The organism is Delftia sp. 11MD (assembly GCF_050907895.1).
Classification (GTDB): domain Bacteria; phylum Pseudomonadota; class Gammaproteobacteria; order Burkholderiales; family Burkholderiaceae_C; genus Comamonas; species Comamonas tsuruhatensis.
The window spans coordinates 5695860-5710953 of sequence record NZ_CP194333.1 but is presented as its reverse complement, the minus strand read 5'-3'; the positions used below and the strand labels follow the sequence as shown (position 1 = coordinate 5710953).

Genomic DNA, 15094 nt, shown 5'->3' with positions numbered 1-15094 from the left:
TCCCTCAGAAGTTGTGGCGCACGCCCAGCGCCAGGGACCGCACGCCGTCGCCGCTGTGGGCGGCCACCGGCACGTTGGCAATGGCGGCCGAGGCATTGGCCGCGTTGCCCAGCTGCAGCCAGCGCGCGTAGAGCACGGTGCGCTTGCTCAGCGCGTAGTCGTAGCCCAGCGTCCAGGTGTTCTGGGCGCGGTCCGTGCCGCCCACCTCGCGCCGCGCCACCGAGACCAGCAGCTTGGAGCGCGCATCCACGCTCCAATCGGCGCCCAGCTGGGCCAGCCTCGCCTTGGGTGTGCCTGCACGGTCCACGCGGTTGATGACGTAGTTGCCCGTCAGGCGCAGCCCATTCAGGGCTTCCCAGCTGGCCGACAACGCCTGGTACTGGCTGGTGGCGGGCGCGGCCACGGGTGCGGCGGCGCTGCCTTCCACGGACTTCTGGAAGCTGTAGGCCAGGAACCAGGGCTTCTGGTTCCAGCCCAGCGTGGCGCCGTAGAGGCGGCCGTTGCTGCTGTTCGGCGAAGCCGCTTCGCCGAAGGAATAGGCCAGGTCCGCCAGCCAGGGCTGGCCTGCCGGCGTGCGGTAGCGCACCAGGTTGTTGGCCCGCGCCGCAAACGGCCGCAGGCCGGCCTGGGCATCGGTGGCCGACACCAGGTTCAGCGAGGAAAACAGCGCGTTCATGCCCAGCGGATCGGCCCGGAACAGCGCGCCGAACATGGGCGTGTACATGCGGCCCATCTCCACGGCGCCCCAGCCGCTGTTCAGCCCCACCCAGGCCTGGCGCGTGAAGGCCAGGCCTGGGCCGGGAATGGTGCCCAGGCCCGTGTCCGGCGCCACGCCGGCCTCCAGCATGAACTGGGCACGCAGGCCGCCGCCCAGGTCCTCGCTGCCGCGAAAGCCGATGCGCGATGCCGCGCTGCCCCCGTCCTCCAGCCGGCTCAGGCGCGTGGCGCCCGACCTTGCGCTGTTGATGTGGACGTCGACGATGCCGAACATCTCCACGCTGCCCTGGGCCCACGCGGACGTTCCCAGGGCCGCCATGCCGCCGGCGGCCAGCCAATGCTTGTGCTTCACGAACTTGTCTCCTTGGTAGCGCCCCGGATGCTTTGCCCGGTGGCTTGCTTGCTACTATCCCGAGCGACAGGGGATGCACTCTGTCAAGCCATTGACAAATGGCGGTACATGGGCACCGGACTAACCCGGGGCCTTCGACATCGTGAGAGAACCATGCGCTCCAAGCCTGCTCCCGTGGCCGACCCTTCGGCGCTGATCCGCCGCGCCCTGGGCCTGTGCCGCATGCTGCGCAACTGGCCGCCCGAGGTGCTCGATGAGCTGACGGCGCTGTCCCGCCTGGGCCGCTACGAGCGCCACCAGCAGGTGCGCGCCGCCGACCCCAAGCGGCGCGAGGTGCTGGTGGTGGCTTCGGGCTGCGTGGAAGTGGGCGGCGTGGACGCCACGGGCTCGCGCTTCGTGCTGTCCATGCACAGCGCGGGCGACATCGTCGGCCTGGCGCGGCTGCTGGAGCACACGCAATTCGTCTACGACTACCACGCGCACCAGCCCACCGTGCTGGTGGAGATCCCCGGCGAGTCTTTCCTGGCCCTGCTCGATGCCCATCCGCTGCTGTGGAAGGACATCTGCCTGTTGGTGCTGGCGCGCATGCACGAGCTGATCGTCGTCCAGCAGCGCCACGCCTTCAGCAACATCGACAACCGCGTGGCCGAGCTGCTGGCGCGGCTGGCCCCCACGCATGGACAGCCCGCGCCCGACGGGCAGGGCGTGGTGCTGCGCATCTCGCAGAGCGACCTGGCCGCCATGCTGTCGGTCTCGCGCCAGACCATCAACAAGGAGCTGCGCCTGCTGGAGCAGCGCGGCCTGCTGCAGGCCGCCTATGGGCGGCTGACGCTGGTCGATCTTGCCGGCCTGGGGCGCGCGGCCGCAGCCGGCCCGGCAATGGGACAATAGCGCACCATGACCGCCTCCACCGACACCCTCACGATCACCCGTCCCGATGACTGGCACCTGCACGTGCGCGATGGCGAAGCCATGCGCAGCGTGGTGCCGCATACGGCCGCGCAGTTTGCGCGCGCCATCATCATGCCCAACCTCAAGCCGCCGGTGACCACTGCCGAGCAGGCGCTGGAGTACAAGCAGCGCATCCTCTCGGCCGTGCCCGAGGGCATGGCCTTCGAGCCGCTGATGACGCTGTACCTCACCGACAACCTGCCGCCCGAGGAAATCGTGCGCGCCAAGGCGGCCGGCGTCGTGGCCTGCAAGCTCTACCCGGCTGGCGCCACCACCAACAGCGACCACGGCGTCACCGACCTGCGCAAGATCTACCCCACGCTGCAAGCCATGCAGCGCGAAGGCCTGCTGCTGCTGGTGCACGGCGAAGTCACCAGCAGCGACATCGACCTGTTCGACCGCGAGGCCGCATTCATCGACCAGCACCTGATCCCGCTGCGCCGCGACTTCCCCGAACTCAAGATCGTCTTCGAGCACATCACCACGCGCGAAGCCGCCCAGTACGTGACCGAGGCCGACCGCTTCGTGGGCGCCACCATCACGCCCCAGCATCTGCTGTTCAACCGCAATGCCATCTTTACGGGCGGCATCCGTCCCCACTACTACTGCCTGCCCGTGCTCAAGCGCGAGACGCACCGCCTGGCACTGGTGGAGGCGGCCACCAGCGGCCTGCCCAAGTTCTTCCTGGGCACGGACAGCGCGCCGCACGCGGCCCATCTCAAGGAACACGCCACGGGCTGCGCGGGCTGCTACAGCGCCCATGCCGCCATCGAGATGTATGCCGAGGCCTTCGACAATGCCGGCGCGCTGGACAAGCTCGAAGCCTTCGCCAGCTTCAACGGCCCGGACTTCTACAGCCTGCCGCGCAACACCGGCAAGATCACCCTGGTGCGCGAGAGCTGGACGCCGCCGGACAGCTTCGCCTTCGGCGAGGCGCAACTGAAGCCGCTGCGCTCCGGCGAAGCCCTGCCCTGGAAGCTGGTTTAAGCTGGCGGGACTGCCACCCGCCAGAGGATTGCCATGCCTGAGCCGCAACCGCGCATCGCCCTGCTGATCGACGCCGACAACGCGCCGGCCGAGATGATCGACGAGATCCTGACCGAGCTGTCGACCTTCGGCGTCATCGACATCCGCCGCGCCTACGGCAACTGGACCAAGCATTCGCTCAGCGGCTGGCAGCGCAAGCTGCTGGATTTCGCACTGCGGCCCATGCAGCAGTTCGACTACTCCAAGCACAAGAACGCCACCGACATGGCGATGACCGTGGACGCCATGGAACTGCTCTACACCGAGCGGCCCGACGCCTTCGGCATCGTCTCCTCCGACGCCGACTTCACCCCGCTGGTGATGCACCTGCGCTCCAAGGGCGCGGCCGTCTACGGCTTCGGCATGGCGCAGACACCCCAACCCTTCGTCAATGCCTGCTCGCGCTTCCTGTACCTGGAAGCGCTGGGCGAGGCGGCGCCCGCCAACGGCAATGGCCAGGACGCCGCGCATGAGGCAAGCCAGGCGGCGGTGCCGCCCGTGGCTGCATCGGCCGCCGCCGAGCCCCAGCCGCCCAACGGTGCCGGCAAGGAACGCGCGCCGGCCCAGGCCGAGCAGGCACCTGCCTCCTTGTCCGTTCCCGAGCCGCAGCGCCCCTGCCTGCGCGTTCCTTCGCAGGAGCTGCGCCAGGACACGCGCCTGTTGAACATGCTGCGCAGCGCCGTCAACGCCACGCAGGACGAAAGCGGCTGGGCCCATGTGGGCGCCGTGGGCGCGCAGATCGGCAACAAGGCCTCGTTCGATGCGCGCAACTACGGCTATGCCACGCTCACCAAGCTGCTGGCGGCCACGCAGGCCTTCGAGATGCGCGACGAAGGCACCTCGCGCGTGGCCGTGCGCGACAAGCGCCTGGCCAAGGCGCAGTCCAGGCCGTCCGGCAATTGACGTTTCCCATCGACTGGAATGCGCCCTGGCTGCAAGGGCTGCAAACGCAGGGCAGGGCGGCCTGCCAGCGGGTGGCGCAGGGCCGGCCGGTCTGGCAGGCCTTGCAGTCACTGGCCGACGCACAGGCGCTGCCCTGGCGCTTTGTGCCCCAGCACGATCTGCCCGAAGGCATGGCCTACGAGCAATTCATCTTCGAGACGCGCTGCATCCCCACGCGCGACAACCTGCATGACTTCTTCAACGGCCTGATCTGGCTGCGCTGGCCCGCGCTCAAGCAGCGCTGCAATGCCCTGCAGGCCGGCGCCATTGCCCAGGCGGGCGTGGGCGCGCAGCGCGGGCCGCTGCGCGATGCCGTCACCGTGCTGGACGAGAACGGCGCCCTGCTGCTGGCGCCGGCCGCGCTGTGCGAGGCGCTGCGCCACCGGCGCTGGCACCAGCTCTTCGTGGAGCAGCGCGCACTATGGCGCCAGGCCAGGCTGCTGCCCATAGGCCATGCGCTGCTGGAAAAGCTGGTGCAGCCGCGCAAGCCCATCACGGCCCATGTGCTGTGCGTGCACACGGATGGTGCAGGCGCCACGGCAGGCCCCGCCACGGTGGACATCGACGCCTGGCTGGCCGGCAGCATCTGGCTGGAGGTCGACACCCTGGCGTGCAAGCCTTTTGCGCCCTTGCCGGTGCTGGGCGTGCCCGGCTGGTGGCGCGAAAACGAGAACTTTTCCTTCTATGATGACTCTCTCGTGTTCCGGGCGCCCCGTTCCGTACAAGCATCACAACAAGGAATGACAACGGCGCAGGACCCGGCTTGAAAACAGCCGGTGCGGCCCTCACTTTTCAACGCTGCAGGGCCCAGATTCTTCCCCCTTTCCCCACTTTGTGGAGAACCCACTGATGAAACGCATCGCACTTTTTCTATTGACCAACGTCGCCGTCGTGGTGGTGCTGGGCATCGTCGCCAGCCTGCTGGGCGTCAACCGCTTCCTGACCTCCAATGGCCTGAACCTCGGGGCCCTGCTGGGCTTCGCCTTCATCATGGGCTTTGGCGGCGCCATCATCTCGCTGCTGATCTCCAAGCCGCTGGCCAAGTGGAGCTCGGGCGTGCACGTGATCAACGAGCCGCGCAACGCCGATGAGGCCTGGATCGTCAACACCGTGCGCGGCTTCGCCGACCGTGCCGGCATCGGCATGCCCGAAGTCGGCATCTACGAGGGCGAGCCCAATGCCTTCGCCACCGGCGCCTTCAAGAACTCGGCCCTGGTGGCCGTGTCCACGGGCCTGCTGGAAGGCATGACGCGCGAAGAGGTGGAGGCCGTGATCGGCCACGAGGTCGCCCACATCGCCAATGGCGACATGGTGACCATGACCCTGATCCAGGGCGTGATGAACACCTTCGTGGTCTTCCTGTCGCGCGTCATCGGCTATGCCGTGGACAGCTTCCTGCGCAAGAACGACGAAAGCAGCTCGGGCCCCGGCATCGGCTACTACGTGACCACCATCGTGCTGGACATCGTGCTGGGCTTCCTGGCCGCCATCATCGTGGCCTGGTTCTCGCGCCAGCGCGAATTCCGCGCCGACGCGGGTGCCGCCCAGCTCATGGGCCGCAAGCAGCCCATGATGAACGCCCTGGCCCGCCTGGGCGGCATGCACCCCGGCGAGCTGCCCAAGAGCGTGGCCGCCATGGGCATTGCCGGTGGCATCGGCAAGCTGTTCTCGACCCACCCGCCGATCGAAGAGCGCATTGCCGCGCTGCAAAACGCGCAGAACCTCTGATTCAGGATCAGGTTCGACACGCTGGAGCCTGTCCAGTGGGGCCCGGTCATTGACTGGGCTCCGCTTCCCGAAGCCCCATCAGAAATGCTTGTCCGGTACTCCATTTTTGCGAATGTAGTAACGTACAAGCATTTTCTTTGACGGAGGTGCGTCATGCAGATTTCGACCTTCAGCAGCCGTGAATTCAACCAGCATGTTTCCGCTGCCAAGAAAGCGGCCAGTGGTGATGACGTGGTCTACATCCTGGACCGGGGGCAGCCTGCCCACGTGCTGATGAGCATTGAGAAATTCCGTGAACTGTCGGGGCAGACTCGGAACATTCTTCAATTGCTGGCCATGCCCGAGGCCGCCGATATCGATTTCGACATTGAGCGCGCGAAGGATTTGCCGCGCACAGTGGACCTGTCCTGATGTATCTGTTGGACTCCAACATCGTTTCCGAACTGCGCAAGGCATCGTCGGGCCGCGCGAACGATGGCGTTGTGGCCTGGGCGCAATCGGTCGCGGCCGAGTCCCTTTTCATCAGCGCGATCACGCTGATGGAGCTGGAGAAAGGCGTGCAGTTGAAAGCCCGGCAAGACCCGGCTGCCGGGCAGGTGCTGCGCCGCTGGCTGGTGGAACGCGTGTTCACAGCCTTTCAGGGACGTGTGCTGCCAGTGGATGCGATGGTGGCCATGGAAAACGCGGCCTACCACGTGCCTGCGCCGCGGCCGCTGGCCGACAGCCTGATCGCGGCCACGGCGAAGGTGCATGGCTTGTGCGTGGTCACCCGCAACATCAAGGACTTCGAGCCGTTCCAAGTTCATGGAGTGCGCGTCTTGAACCCTTGGATGTAGGGCCCGTCTCAACCCCACGTACAGCCAGACTTGATCTTTACCCAGGCTTCACAAGCCCCTGTCAACAACCGGCAGGGGCTTTTTCGTTGTATCTGCATGGCCGTACTAAGCGCGGCCAGGAGTGCATCGTGAAGCCTGTATTCATTCAAACGCCGGGCCGTCGCCTGGTTCCGGCCCTGGTCCTGGCTGCCGCCGCGGTGGCATTGACCGGCTGCGTGGTGGCGCCTGCCTATCCCGTAGGTCCTTCGGGCGAGGTGGTCTATGCGCCCATGGCGCCGCCGCCGGTGCAGACCGAGGTCATTCCGGTCGCTCCCTCGCCGGTCCATGTCTGGATCGGCGGCTCCTGGGGCTGGGGTGGCGGCCGTTATGCCTGGCGTCCTGGTTATTGGGCGGCGCCGCCGCATCCCGGCTATGCCTGGCGCCCGCACCGCTGGGACCATGGGCCGCACGGCTGGTACCAGCGTCCCGGCGGCTGGTATCGCCGCTGAGTCAGGTGGCGGCGGCGTCGGCGCTGCCACCCTGGCCGGCCTTGGCCAGCAGGAAGTCGATGCAGGTGCGCACGGCCCGGGTCTGGTGGCGGTCGGGCAGGTACAGCAGGTACATGTGGGTGCCGAAGATGCTCAGGCGGTACTCCTGCAGGGTCAGCACCACCTCGCCGCTGGCCACCTTGTCCTGCACCACGTAGTCGGGCACCAGGCCCACGCCCAGGCCCGCCAGAACGCCCTGGCGCAGGAAGGGGAAGTGCTCGGAGATCATGGTCGGCGCCAGCAGCACCTCCTGGCGGTCCGTTCCCTGGTAGGCCGACAGGCGCAGCTGGCGGCCCATCACGCCGGCCGTGATCAGCGGGCTGTTGCGCAGCTCGTACAGCGTGCTGGGCAGGCCGTGCTGCTGCGCATACTCGCGTGAGGCGCAGGCCACGTAGTGCACATTGCCCAGGCTGCGCGCAATCACCGACAGCGGCGGCTCCTGGATCACGCGGATGGCGATGTCCACCTCGTCGCGCAAATGGTCGGCCCGGTTCTCGAACAGCACATCCAGCACGATGGCCGGATACAGCCGCTTGAACTCGATCAGCCAGTCGCTCATCACGATCTGTCCATAGCCGCTGGGCACGCTCAGCCCCACGCGCCCTGCCATCCCCTGGCCCAGCGACGTGATCGTCTCGCGCGCCGACATCATCTCGTTCTGGATCGCGCGGCCATGCTCGTACATCCGCATCCCCACCTCGGTCGGCTCCACGCGCCGCGTGGTGCGCCGCACCAGCTGCACCCCCACCGATTTTTCGAGCTGCGTCAGGTGATAGCTCACATTGGCCCGCGTCATCTTCAGCTTGCGCGCCGCCTGGCTCAGATTGCCGCTATCGATGATTTCCACCAGCAGGGTCAGCGAGTTCAGATCCATTCAGTTCACCAAGCAAAACAGCGAGATCGAGCGCAAGAGCAGAGGGCATAAAACTGGCGCAACCCAAAGCGAGGGACACCGAGGAAGGGCCGTCCCGCACCGAGGGTGTCGTCCCCCTCCCCCGCGAAGCGGGTAGAGAGGGGGAAGCGGCGTAAGCCGCTCAGGGGGTTGTCAAATACGTTTTTACAGTCTGTCAATCATTCATGGGATTGTAAAGAACCATTGTCGTAGCAAGAATGGATGTTTTGAGTGGAAAACCCAAGTTCGGAGACATGCAGATGAGCGAACAAGCCCAGGCTTCCGTGGTCCAGACCCGCCTTGACGGCGCCGTGCTGGTGGTCAGCATCAACAACCCCCCCGTGAATGCCCTGGGCCAGGCCGTGCGCGCCGGCCTGCTGGCCGCCGTGGAGCAGGCCGAATCGGATGCCGCCGTCAAGGCCGTGCTCATCGTGGGTGAGGGCAAGGCCTTCATCGCCGGAGCAGACATCCGCGAATTCGGCAAGCCCGCCATGCCGCCCTCGCTGCCCGAGGTGCTCAATCGTCTCGAAGCCTCCGACAAGATCGTGGTCGCCGCCATCCATGGCCCGGCCCTGGGCGGCGGCCTGGAAGTGGCCATGTCGGCCCACTACCGCCTGGCTTTGCCGGCTGCCAAGCTCGGCCTGCCCGAAGTCAACCTGGGCCTGCTGCCCGGCGCCGGCGGCACGCAGCGCGCACCGCGCCTGATGGGCGTGAAGGCGGCCGCCGACCTCATGCTCAGCGGCAAGCACCTGTCGGCCAAGGCCGCGCTGGCCGCCGGCCTGGTGGACAAGCTGGTGGACGGCACCGACGCCACGGCCGCAGGCCTGGCCTACGCCAACGAGCTGCTGGCAACCAATACTGCGCCGCGCCGCACGCGTGACATCGAGATTGCCGACAAGGCCGCCGCGCTGGCCGAACTCGACGCACTGGCCGCCGACACCGCCAAGAAGAGCCGTGGCCTGTTCTCGCCGCTGAAGATCGTGGAATGCGTGCGCGCCGCCGTGGAGCTGCCCTTCGACGAAGGCATCGCCAAGGAGCGCGCCCTGTTCGTGGAGTGCCTGAACAGCCCGCAGCGCGCCGGCCTGATCCACGCCTTCTTCGCCGAGCGCGAAACCGCCAAGATTCCCGAGGCCAAGGCTGCCGCGCCGCGCCACTTTGCCAAGATCGCCGTCATCGGCGGCGGCACCATGGGCGCCGGCATCACGGTGTCCGCGCTGGACGCGGGCCTCACCGTGACCATGATCGAGCGCGACGCCGAGTCCATCGCGCGCGGCCAGGCCAATGTGGAGAAGGTCTACAACGGCCTGATCGCCAAGGGCCGCATGACCGAGGAGGCCAAGGCCGCCGTCATGGCGCGCTACACGCCCAGCACCTCCTATGACGACATCAAGGATGTGGACCTGGTGATCGAGGCCGTGTTCGAGGACCTCGAGGTCAAGAAGGCCGTGTTCAAGGAACTGGACCGCGTCTGCAAGCCGGGCGCCGTGCTGGCCACCAACACCTCCTACCTGGACATCGACGCCATTGCCGCTGCCACCTCGCGCCCGCAGGACGTGATCGGCCTGCACTTCTTCAGCCCCGCCAACATCATGAAGCTGCTGGAGATCGTGGTGCCCGCCAAGGTGGCGCCCGATGTGGTGACCACGGCCTTCGAGCTGGCCAAGCGCATGAAGAAGGTGCCCGTGCGTGCCGGCGTCTGCGACGGCTTCATCGGCAACCGCATCCTGGCCGTCTACAAGCAGGCTGCCGACTACATCATGGAAGACGGCGCCAGCCCCTACGAGATCGACGAGGCCGTGCGCGGCTTCGGCTACCCGATGGGCCCGTTCCAGGTCACCGACCTGGCCGGCGGCGACATCGGCTGGGCCACGCGCAAGCGGCGCGCTGCCACGCGCGATCCCAAGGCCCGCTACGTCGAAGTGGCCGACCGCGTCTGCGAGCGCGGCTGGTTCGGCCAGAAGACGGGCCGTGGCTTCTACCTCTACCCGCAGGGCGCGCGCGTCGGCCAGCCCGACCCCGAAGTGCTGGCCATCGTCGATGCCGAGCGCGCCAAGAAGGGCGTGACGCCGCGCAAGTTCACCCCTGAGGAAATCATGCGCCGCTACATGGCCGCCATGGTCAACGAAGGCGCCAAGGTGGTGGAGGAGGGCATTGCCCTGCGCCCGCTGGATGTGGACGTGACCTTCCTGTCCGGCTACGGCTTCCCGCGCTTTCGTGGCGGCCCCATGAAGTGGGCCGACATGCAAGGTCTGGACAAGGTGCTGGCCGACATCCGCGAATTCGCCAAGGAAGACGCGCTGTTCTGGAAGCCCGCTCCCCTGCTCGAAAAGCTCGTGGCAGAAGGCCGCGATTTCGAAAGCCTGAACAAGGCAGCGTAACTGATCACCCCCTGAGCCGCTGCGCGGCTTCCCCCTCTCTCGCTACGCGGGAGGGGGACGACACCCTCGGTGTGGGGTGGCGCGGCCGGCGTAGGCCCTTCCTCGGTGTCCCCGACTGGGCCGCGCCGGCAACAAGTAATAGAAATTCCCAAGAGACAAGCAAGGACCGACCATGCGCGAAGCCGTCATCGTTTCCACTGCCCGCACGCCCCTGACCAAGTCGCACCGCGGCGAGTTCAACGTCACGCCCGCCGCCCAATTGGCGGCCTTCTCGGTCAAGGCCGCGGTCGAGCGCTCGGGCATCGACCCGGCCATGATCGAGGACCTGATCCTGGGCTGCGGCAACCCCGACGGCTTCCAGGGTCGCAACCTGGGCCGCCAGACCGTGCTGCGCGCCGAGCTGCCCCTGTCCATCGCGGGCACGACCATCACGCGCTTTTGCGCCTCGGGCCTGCAGTCCATCGCCATCGCGGCGGGCCGCATCGTGGCTGAGGGCGTGGACGCCATGCTGGCCGGCGGCATCGAGACCATCTCGGGCATCCGTCCCGGCAACAACCTGCCCACCGACATGGACCCCTGGCTGGTCGAGCACAAGCCCGCGCTGTACATGGCCATGATCGACACGGCCGACATCGTGGCGCGCCGCTACGGCATCAGCCGCGAGGACCAGGACGCCTTCTCGCTGCAAAGCCAGCAGCGCACGGCCGCCGCCCAGGCCGCCGACCTGTTCAAGGACGAAATCATTGCCTGCGCCACGCGCATGGCCGAGAAGAACAAGGACACGGGCGAGATCACCTACCGCGACGTGGTCGCCACCAAGGACAACTGCAACCGCGCCTCCACCACGTTGGAAGGCCTGGCCAAGCTGGAACCCGTCAAGGGCCCGGACCAGTTCATCACGGCTGGCAATGCCTCGCAGCTGTCCGATGGATCGTCGGCCTGCGTGTTGATGGAGGCCAGGCAGGCCGAGCGCCTGGGCCTGTCCCCGCTGGGCGCCTTCCGCGGCTTTGCCGTGGCCGGCTGCGAGCCTGACGAAATGGGCATCGGCCCCGTCTTCGCGGTCCCCAAGCTGCTGGCGCGCCACGGCCTCAAGGTCGAGGACATCGACCTGTGGGAACTCAACGAGGCCTTCGCCTCACAGGCCCTGTACTGCCAGCGCAAGCTGGGCATTCCCAACGAGCGCCTGAACGTCAACGGCGGCGCCATCTCCATCGGCCATCCCTTCGGCATGACGGGTGCGCGCCTGGCGGGCCACATCCTGCTGGAAGGCCGGCGCCGCAAGGCCCGGGACGCGTCAGTCAAGTGGGGCGTGGTCACCATGTGCATCGCTGGTGGCATGGGCGCCGCAGGCCTGTTCGAAATTTATTGAATAAGCACCCCCTGAGCGGCTGGCGCCGCTTCCCCCTCTCTCGCTTCGCGGGAGGGGAACGACGCCCTTGCTGCGGGGCGGCCCTTGCTCGGCGTCCCTCGCTTAGGGCACGCCAATTTCAGGGCTGCAAACGGCTTACAACGCCACGGATTACTGGGGAATAGCAATGGATTTGCAATTTACGACTGAAGAACTGGCCTTCCGCGACGAGGTTCGCGGCTTCCTCAAGGACAAGCTGCCCGAGGACCTGTCGCACAAGGTCAAGAACGGCCTGCAGCTGACCAAGCAGGACATGGAGCGCTGGCACGCCATCCTCAACGAGCGCGGCTGGCTGGCCAACCACTGGCCCGAGCAGCACGGCGGCCCGGGCTGGAGCGCGGTGCAGAAATTCATCTTCGAGCATGAATGCGCGCTGGCGGGCACGCCGCGCATCGTGCCCTTCGGGCTGAGCATGCTGGGCCCCGTCCTGATCAAGTACGGCAACGAGGCGCAGAAGGCCCACTGGCTGCCGCGCATCCTCAATGGCGCCGACTGGTGGTGCCAGGGCTATTCGGAGCCGGGTTCGGGCTCGGACCTGGCCTCGGTCAAGACGTCGGCCGTGCGCGATGGCGATCACTACATCGTCAACGGCCAGAAGACCTGGACCACGCTGGGCCAGCACGCCAACATGATCTTCTGCCTGGTGCGCACCAACCGCGAGGCCAAGGCGCAGCAGGGCATCAGCTTCCTGCTGGTGGACATGAACTCGCCCGGCGTGGAAGTGCGCCCCATCATCACGCTGGACGGCGAGCACGAGGTCAACGAAGTCTTCTTCACCGACGTCAGGGTGCCCGTGGAGAACCTGGTCGGCGAAGAGAACAAGGGCTGGACCTACGCCAAGTACCTGCTGACCTACGAGCGCACCAACATCGCGGGCGTGGGCTTCTCGGTGGCCGGCCTGGAAAAGCTCAAGGCCGTCTCCGGCCGCATGCTGCGCAACGGCAAGCCGCTGACGCAGGACCCGCTGTTCGCGGCCCGCCTGGCCAAGGTCGAGATCGACCTGGAGAACATGAAGACCACCAACCTGCGCGTGATCGCCGCCGTGGCCGGCGGCGGCGTGCCGGGCGCCGAAAGCTCCATGCTCAAGATCCGCGGCACCGAGATCCGCCAGGAAATCCTGTCCCTGGTGCGCCGCGCCATGGGACCCTACGCCGCGCCCTTCATCGAAGAGGCCCTGCAGGCCGGCTACGACCAGCCCGCCATCGGCGACGCGGCTGCCGCCACGGCCGCCGCCGCGTACTTCAACTACCGCAAGCTGTCGATCTTCGGCGGCTCCAACGAAATCCAGAAGAACATCATCTCCAAGATGATCCTCGGCCTCTGATCCGGCAAGGAAAACGGAACATGAACTTCGAACACACCGAAGACCGCCGCATGCTGGCGGACAGCCTCAACCGCTTCGTCTCCGAGCAGTACGCCATCGAGGCGCGCAACCACGTCGCCTATGGCGAGGAAGGCCACAGCCCGCTGCTGTACGGGCAGTTCGCGGACATCGGCGCCATCGGCGCGCTGTTCCCGGAAGACGCTGGCGGCTTCGGCGGCCAGGGCTTCGACATCAGCGTGGTCTTCGAATGCCTGGGCCGCGGCCTGGTGGCCGAGCCGCTGCTGGGCGCCCTGGTCGTGGGCCAGGCCCTGATCGCGGCCGGCAGCGATGCGCAAAAGGAACAGCTGGCAGCCATCATCGGCGGCACGTCCATCGCGGCCCTGGCCCATGACGAGCCCGGCAGCCACTACGAGCTCAACAACGTCGCCACCACGGCCGTGCGCAGCAGCGACGGCTGGGTGCTGAACGGCGCCAAGGGCGTGGTCGCCTTCGGCGAGAAGGCCGACCTGCTGCTGGTCTCGGCCCGCACCTCGGGCAGCCAGTACGACGAGGCCGGCATCAGCCTGTTCCTGGTCCCCGGCAATGCCGCAGGCATCCAAAAGCGCGGCTACAACCGCATCGAGGGCGGCCGCGCGGCCGAGCTGGTGCTGGACAAGGTGCAGGTCGGCGCAGACGCCCTGCTGGGCGAAGAAGGCCGGGGCCTGTCCCTGCTGGAACGTATCAGCGGCTACGCCGTGCTGGCGCTGACCGCCGAGGCCGTGGGCGCCATGGACGTGGCCAAGGACCAGACGCTGGAGTACCTGCGCACGCGCAAGCAGTTCGGCGTGCCCATCGGCAGCTTCCAGGCCCTGCAGCACCGCATGGCCGACCTGCTGCTGGAAGTGGAGCAGGCGCGCTCGGCCGTGATCAACGCGGCCGCCGCCATTGCGGACGAAGACCGCGTGGCGCGCGAGAAGGCCCTGTCGGCCGCCAAGTACAGCATCGGCCGCATCGGCACCCTGGTGGCCGAGGAAAGCATCCAGATGCATGGCGGCATCGGCATGACCTGGGAGCTGCCCCTGGCCCACTACGCCAAGCGCCTGGTCATGATCGACCACCAGTTCGGCGACGAGGACCACCATCTGTCGCGTTACATCGCACTCGGCTCGCAACACTGAGCCAAGGAAAGCCGCCATGACCGAAGCGAACCAAGTCCTGCTGACCCGCCGCGAAGGCGCCGTGCTGGTGCTGTCCAACAACAACGTGGCCGCGCGCAATGCGCTGTCGCCCGAGTTCTACGCGGCCGTCTCGGCGGCGCTCAAGAGCGCGGCGACCGACCCCACCGTGGGCGCCGTGGTGCTCACGGGCGAGGGCGGCCACTTCTGCGCGGGCGGCGACCTGCGCCAGCTGGCCAAGCGCCGCGAGCTGCCGGTGCAGGAGCGACGCGCCAAGCTCGAAGGCCTGCATGACCTGATCCGCAGCGTGCGCGACTTTCCCAAGCCCGTGATCGCCGCCGTCGAAGGCGCGGCGGCCGGCGCGGGCCTGTCGCTGGCCCTGGCCTGCGACATGCTGGTGGCGGCGAAGAACGCCGTGTTCTCGGTCGCCTACGTCAAGGTCGGCCTCACGCCCGATGGCGGCGCCACCGCCTTCCTGGCCGAGTTCGTCTCGCGCCAGGTGCTGACCGAGCTGTGCCTGACCGGCGAGCGCATCAGCGGCGAGCGCCTGCATGCCCTGGGCCCCGTCAACCGCCTGTCCGAACCGGGCCAGGCCCAGGCCGACGCCGTGGCGCTGGCCGCCCAGGTGGCCACCGGCCCCGACCAGGCCATGGCCCTGATCAAGGACCTGTGCCGCCAGGCGCCGCGCAACACGCTGGAAGAGCAGCTGGAGCTGGAGGCGCAGTACATGGTGCGCTCGCAGGAGAGCGAGGAATCGCGCGAAGGCATTGGCGCCTTCCTCGAAAAGCGCGCTGCCGACTTCACCAAGCTGCGCGGCTGAAATGAAGCACCCCCTGAGCGGCTGCGCCGCTTCCCCCTC

The 15094-nt window shown here is 67.5% G+C and carries 15 protein-coding genes; 13 read left to right on the top strand and 2 right to left on the bottom strand.

The genetic code is table 11. The features are described from left to right. Positions 1-4 precede the first annotated feature (4 nt). Positions 5-1069, bottom strand: a complete 1065-nt coding sequence (locus ACRSCF_RS26175) for a porin (protein WP_154835735.1) — start codon at positions 1067-1069, stop codon at positions 5-7. A gap of 153 nt (positions 1070-1222) precedes the next feature. On the opposite strand from ACRSCF_RS26175, the gene ACRSCF_RS26170 reads away from it, so the two are divergent. From ACRSCF_RS26170 to ACRSCF_RS26135, 8 genes are all read left to right on the top strand, one after another. After that, positions 1223-1960: a Crp/Fnr family transcriptional regulator gene (locus ACRSCF_RS26170; RefSeq protein ID WP_016451782.1), complete on the top strand. Its 738-nt coding sequence runs from the start codon at positions 1223-1225 to the stop codon at positions 1958-1960. Positions 1961-1966: 6 nt separating this feature from the next. Continuing rightward, positions 1967-3007: a dihydroorotase gene (pyrC, locus tag ACRSCF_RS26165; protein WP_034365040.1), complete on the top strand. Its 1041-nt coding sequence runs from the start codon at positions 1967-1969 to the stop codon at positions 3005-3007. 33 nt (positions 3008-3040) lie between these two features. Then, positions 3041-3949, top strand: coding sequence for an NYN domain-containing protein (locus ACRSCF_RS26160; protein ID WP_034365037.1), 909 nt, complete (start codon positions 3041-3043; stop codon positions 3947-3949). Then, positions 3946-4755, top strand: coding sequence for a DUF3025 domain-containing protein (locus ACRSCF_RS26155; RefSeq protein ID WP_034365034.1), 810 nt, complete (start codon positions 3946-3948; stop codon positions 4753-4755). The genes ACRSCF_RS26160 and ACRSCF_RS26155 overlap by 4 nt, the downstream gene beginning before the upstream one ends. An 82-nt stretch (positions 4756-4837) precedes the next feature. Then, positions 4838-5716 carry a protease HtpX gene (htpX, locus tag ACRSCF_RS26150; protein ID WP_013804154.1) on the top strand — a complete coding sequence of 293 codons (879 nt, stop codon included), beginning with the start codon at positions 4838-4840 and terminating at the stop codon, positions 5714-5716. 153 nt (positions 5717-5869) lie between these two features. Further along, positions 5870-6127: a type II toxin-antitoxin system Phd/YefM family antitoxin gene (locus ACRSCF_RS26145; RefSeq protein WP_034365031.1), complete on the top strand. Its 258-nt coding sequence runs from the start codon at positions 5870-5872 to the stop codon at positions 6125-6127. Further along, a complete protein-coding gene (locus ACRSCF_RS26140; RefSeq protein WP_034365028.1) occupies positions 6127-6552 on the top strand; it encodes a type II toxin-antitoxin system VapC family toxin in 426 nt (141 codons plus the stop codon). Before ACRSCF_RS26145 ends, ACRSCF_RS26140 begins: the two co-directional genes overlap by 1 nt. A 128-nt stretch (positions 6553-6680) precedes the next feature. Continuing rightward, the gene (locus ACRSCF_RS26135) at positions 6681-7040 is read left to right on the top strand and encodes a YXWGXW repeat-containing protein (RefSeq protein WP_034365025.1); all 360 of its coding nucleotides are present in this window, start codon (positions 6681-6683) and stop codon (positions 7038-7040) included. A 1-nt stretch (position 7041) separates the two neighbouring features. Here the strand turns inward: ACRSCF_RS26135 and ACRSCF_RS26130 are convergent, their stop codons facing one another. Next, on the bottom strand, positions 7042-7953 hold the full coding sequence (locus ACRSCF_RS26130) for a LysR family transcriptional regulator (RefSeq protein WP_034365023.1): 912 nt from the start codon (positions 7951-7953) through the stop codon (positions 7042-7044). A gap of 278 nt (positions 7954-8231) precedes the next feature. Between ACRSCF_RS26130 and ACRSCF_RS26125 the strand changes: the two genes are divergently transcribed. The 5 genes from ACRSCF_RS26125 to ACRSCF_RS26105 all read left to right on the top strand — a co-directional run bounded on the left by ACRSCF_RS26125 (position 8232) and on the right by ACRSCF_RS26105 (position 15055). Then, positions 8232-10349 carry a 3-hydroxyacyl-CoA dehydrogenase NAD-binding domain-containing protein gene (locus ACRSCF_RS26125; RefSeq protein WP_016450298.1) on the top strand — a complete coding sequence of 706 codons (2118 nt, stop codon included), beginning with the start codon at positions 8232-8234 and terminating at the stop codon, positions 10347-10349. A gap of 172 nt (positions 10350-10521) precedes the next feature. Next, positions 10522-11718 carry an acetyl-CoA C-acyltransferase gene (locus ACRSCF_RS26120; RefSeq protein ID WP_012203324.1) on the top strand — a complete coding sequence of 399 codons (1197 nt, stop codon included), beginning with the start codon at positions 10522-10524 and terminating at the stop codon, positions 11716-11718. 166 nt (positions 11719-11884) lie between these two features. Further along, positions 11885-13081: an acyl-CoA dehydrogenase family protein gene (locus ACRSCF_RS26115; RefSeq protein WP_244387470.1), complete on the top strand. Its 1197-nt coding sequence runs from the start codon at positions 11885-11887 to the stop codon at positions 13079-13081. A 20-nt stretch (positions 13082-13101) separates the two neighbouring features. Then, the gene (locus ACRSCF_RS26110) at positions 13102-14238 is read left to right on the top strand and encodes an acyl-CoA dehydrogenase family protein (protein ID WP_034365021.1); all 1137 of its coding nucleotides are present in this window, start codon (positions 13102-13104) and stop codon (positions 14236-14238) included. Positions 14239-14254: 16 nt separating this feature from the next. After that, a complete protein-coding gene (locus ACRSCF_RS26105) occupies positions 14255-15055 on the top strand; it encodes an oxepin-CoA hydrolase, alternative type (protein ID WP_013804147.1) in 801 nt (266 codons plus the stop codon). The last annotated feature ends 39 nt before the right edge of the window (positions 15056-15094 follow it).

Coding starts and splice junctions, on each gene's coding strand:
- ACRSCF_RS26160 (WP_034365037.1), top strand. CDS start 3,041: ATGCCTGAGCCGCAACCGCGCATCGCCCTGCTGATCGACGCCGACAAC.
- ACRSCF_RS26145 (WP_034365031.1), top strand. CDS start 5,870: ATGCAGATTTCGACCTTCAGCAGCCGTGAATTCAACCAGCATGTTTCC.
- ACRSCF_RS26105 (WP_013804147.1), top strand. CDS start 14,255: ATGACCGAAGCGAACCAAGTCCTGCTGACCCGCCGCGAAGGCGCCGTG.
- ACRSCF_RS26120 (WP_012203324.1), top strand. CDS start 10,522: ATGCGCGAAGCCGTCATCGTTTCCACTGCCCGCACGCCCCTGACCAAG.
- ACRSCF_RS26170 (WP_016451782.1), top strand. CDS start 1,223: ATGCGCTCCAAGCCTGCTCCCGTGGCCGACCCTTCGGCGCTGATCCGC.
- ACRSCF_RS26130 (WP_034365023.1), bottom strand. CDS start 7,953: ATGGATCTGAACTCGCTGACCCTGCTGGTGGAAATCATCGATAGCGGC.
- pyrC (WP_034365040.1), top strand. CDS start 1,967: ATGACCGCCTCCACCGACACCCTCACGATCACCCGTCCCGATGACTGG.
- ACRSCF_RS26115 (WP_244387470.1), top strand. CDS start 11,885: ATGGATTTGCAATTTACGACTGAAGAACTGGCCTTCCGCGACGAGGTT.
- ACRSCF_RS26140 (WP_034365028.1), top strand. CDS start 6,127: ATGTATCTGTTGGACTCCAACATCGTTTCCGAACTGCGCAAGGCATCG.
- ACRSCF_RS26110 (WP_034365021.1), top strand. CDS start 13,102: ATGAACTTCGAACACACCGAAGACCGCCGCATGCTGGCGGACAGCCTC.
- ACRSCF_RS26125 (WP_016450298.1), top strand. CDS start 8,232: ATGAGCGAACAAGCCCAGGCTTCCGTGGTCCAGACCCGCCTTGACGGC.
- htpX (WP_013804154.1), top strand. CDS start 4,838: ATGAAACGCATCGCACTTTTTCTATTGACCAACGTCGCCGTCGTGGTG.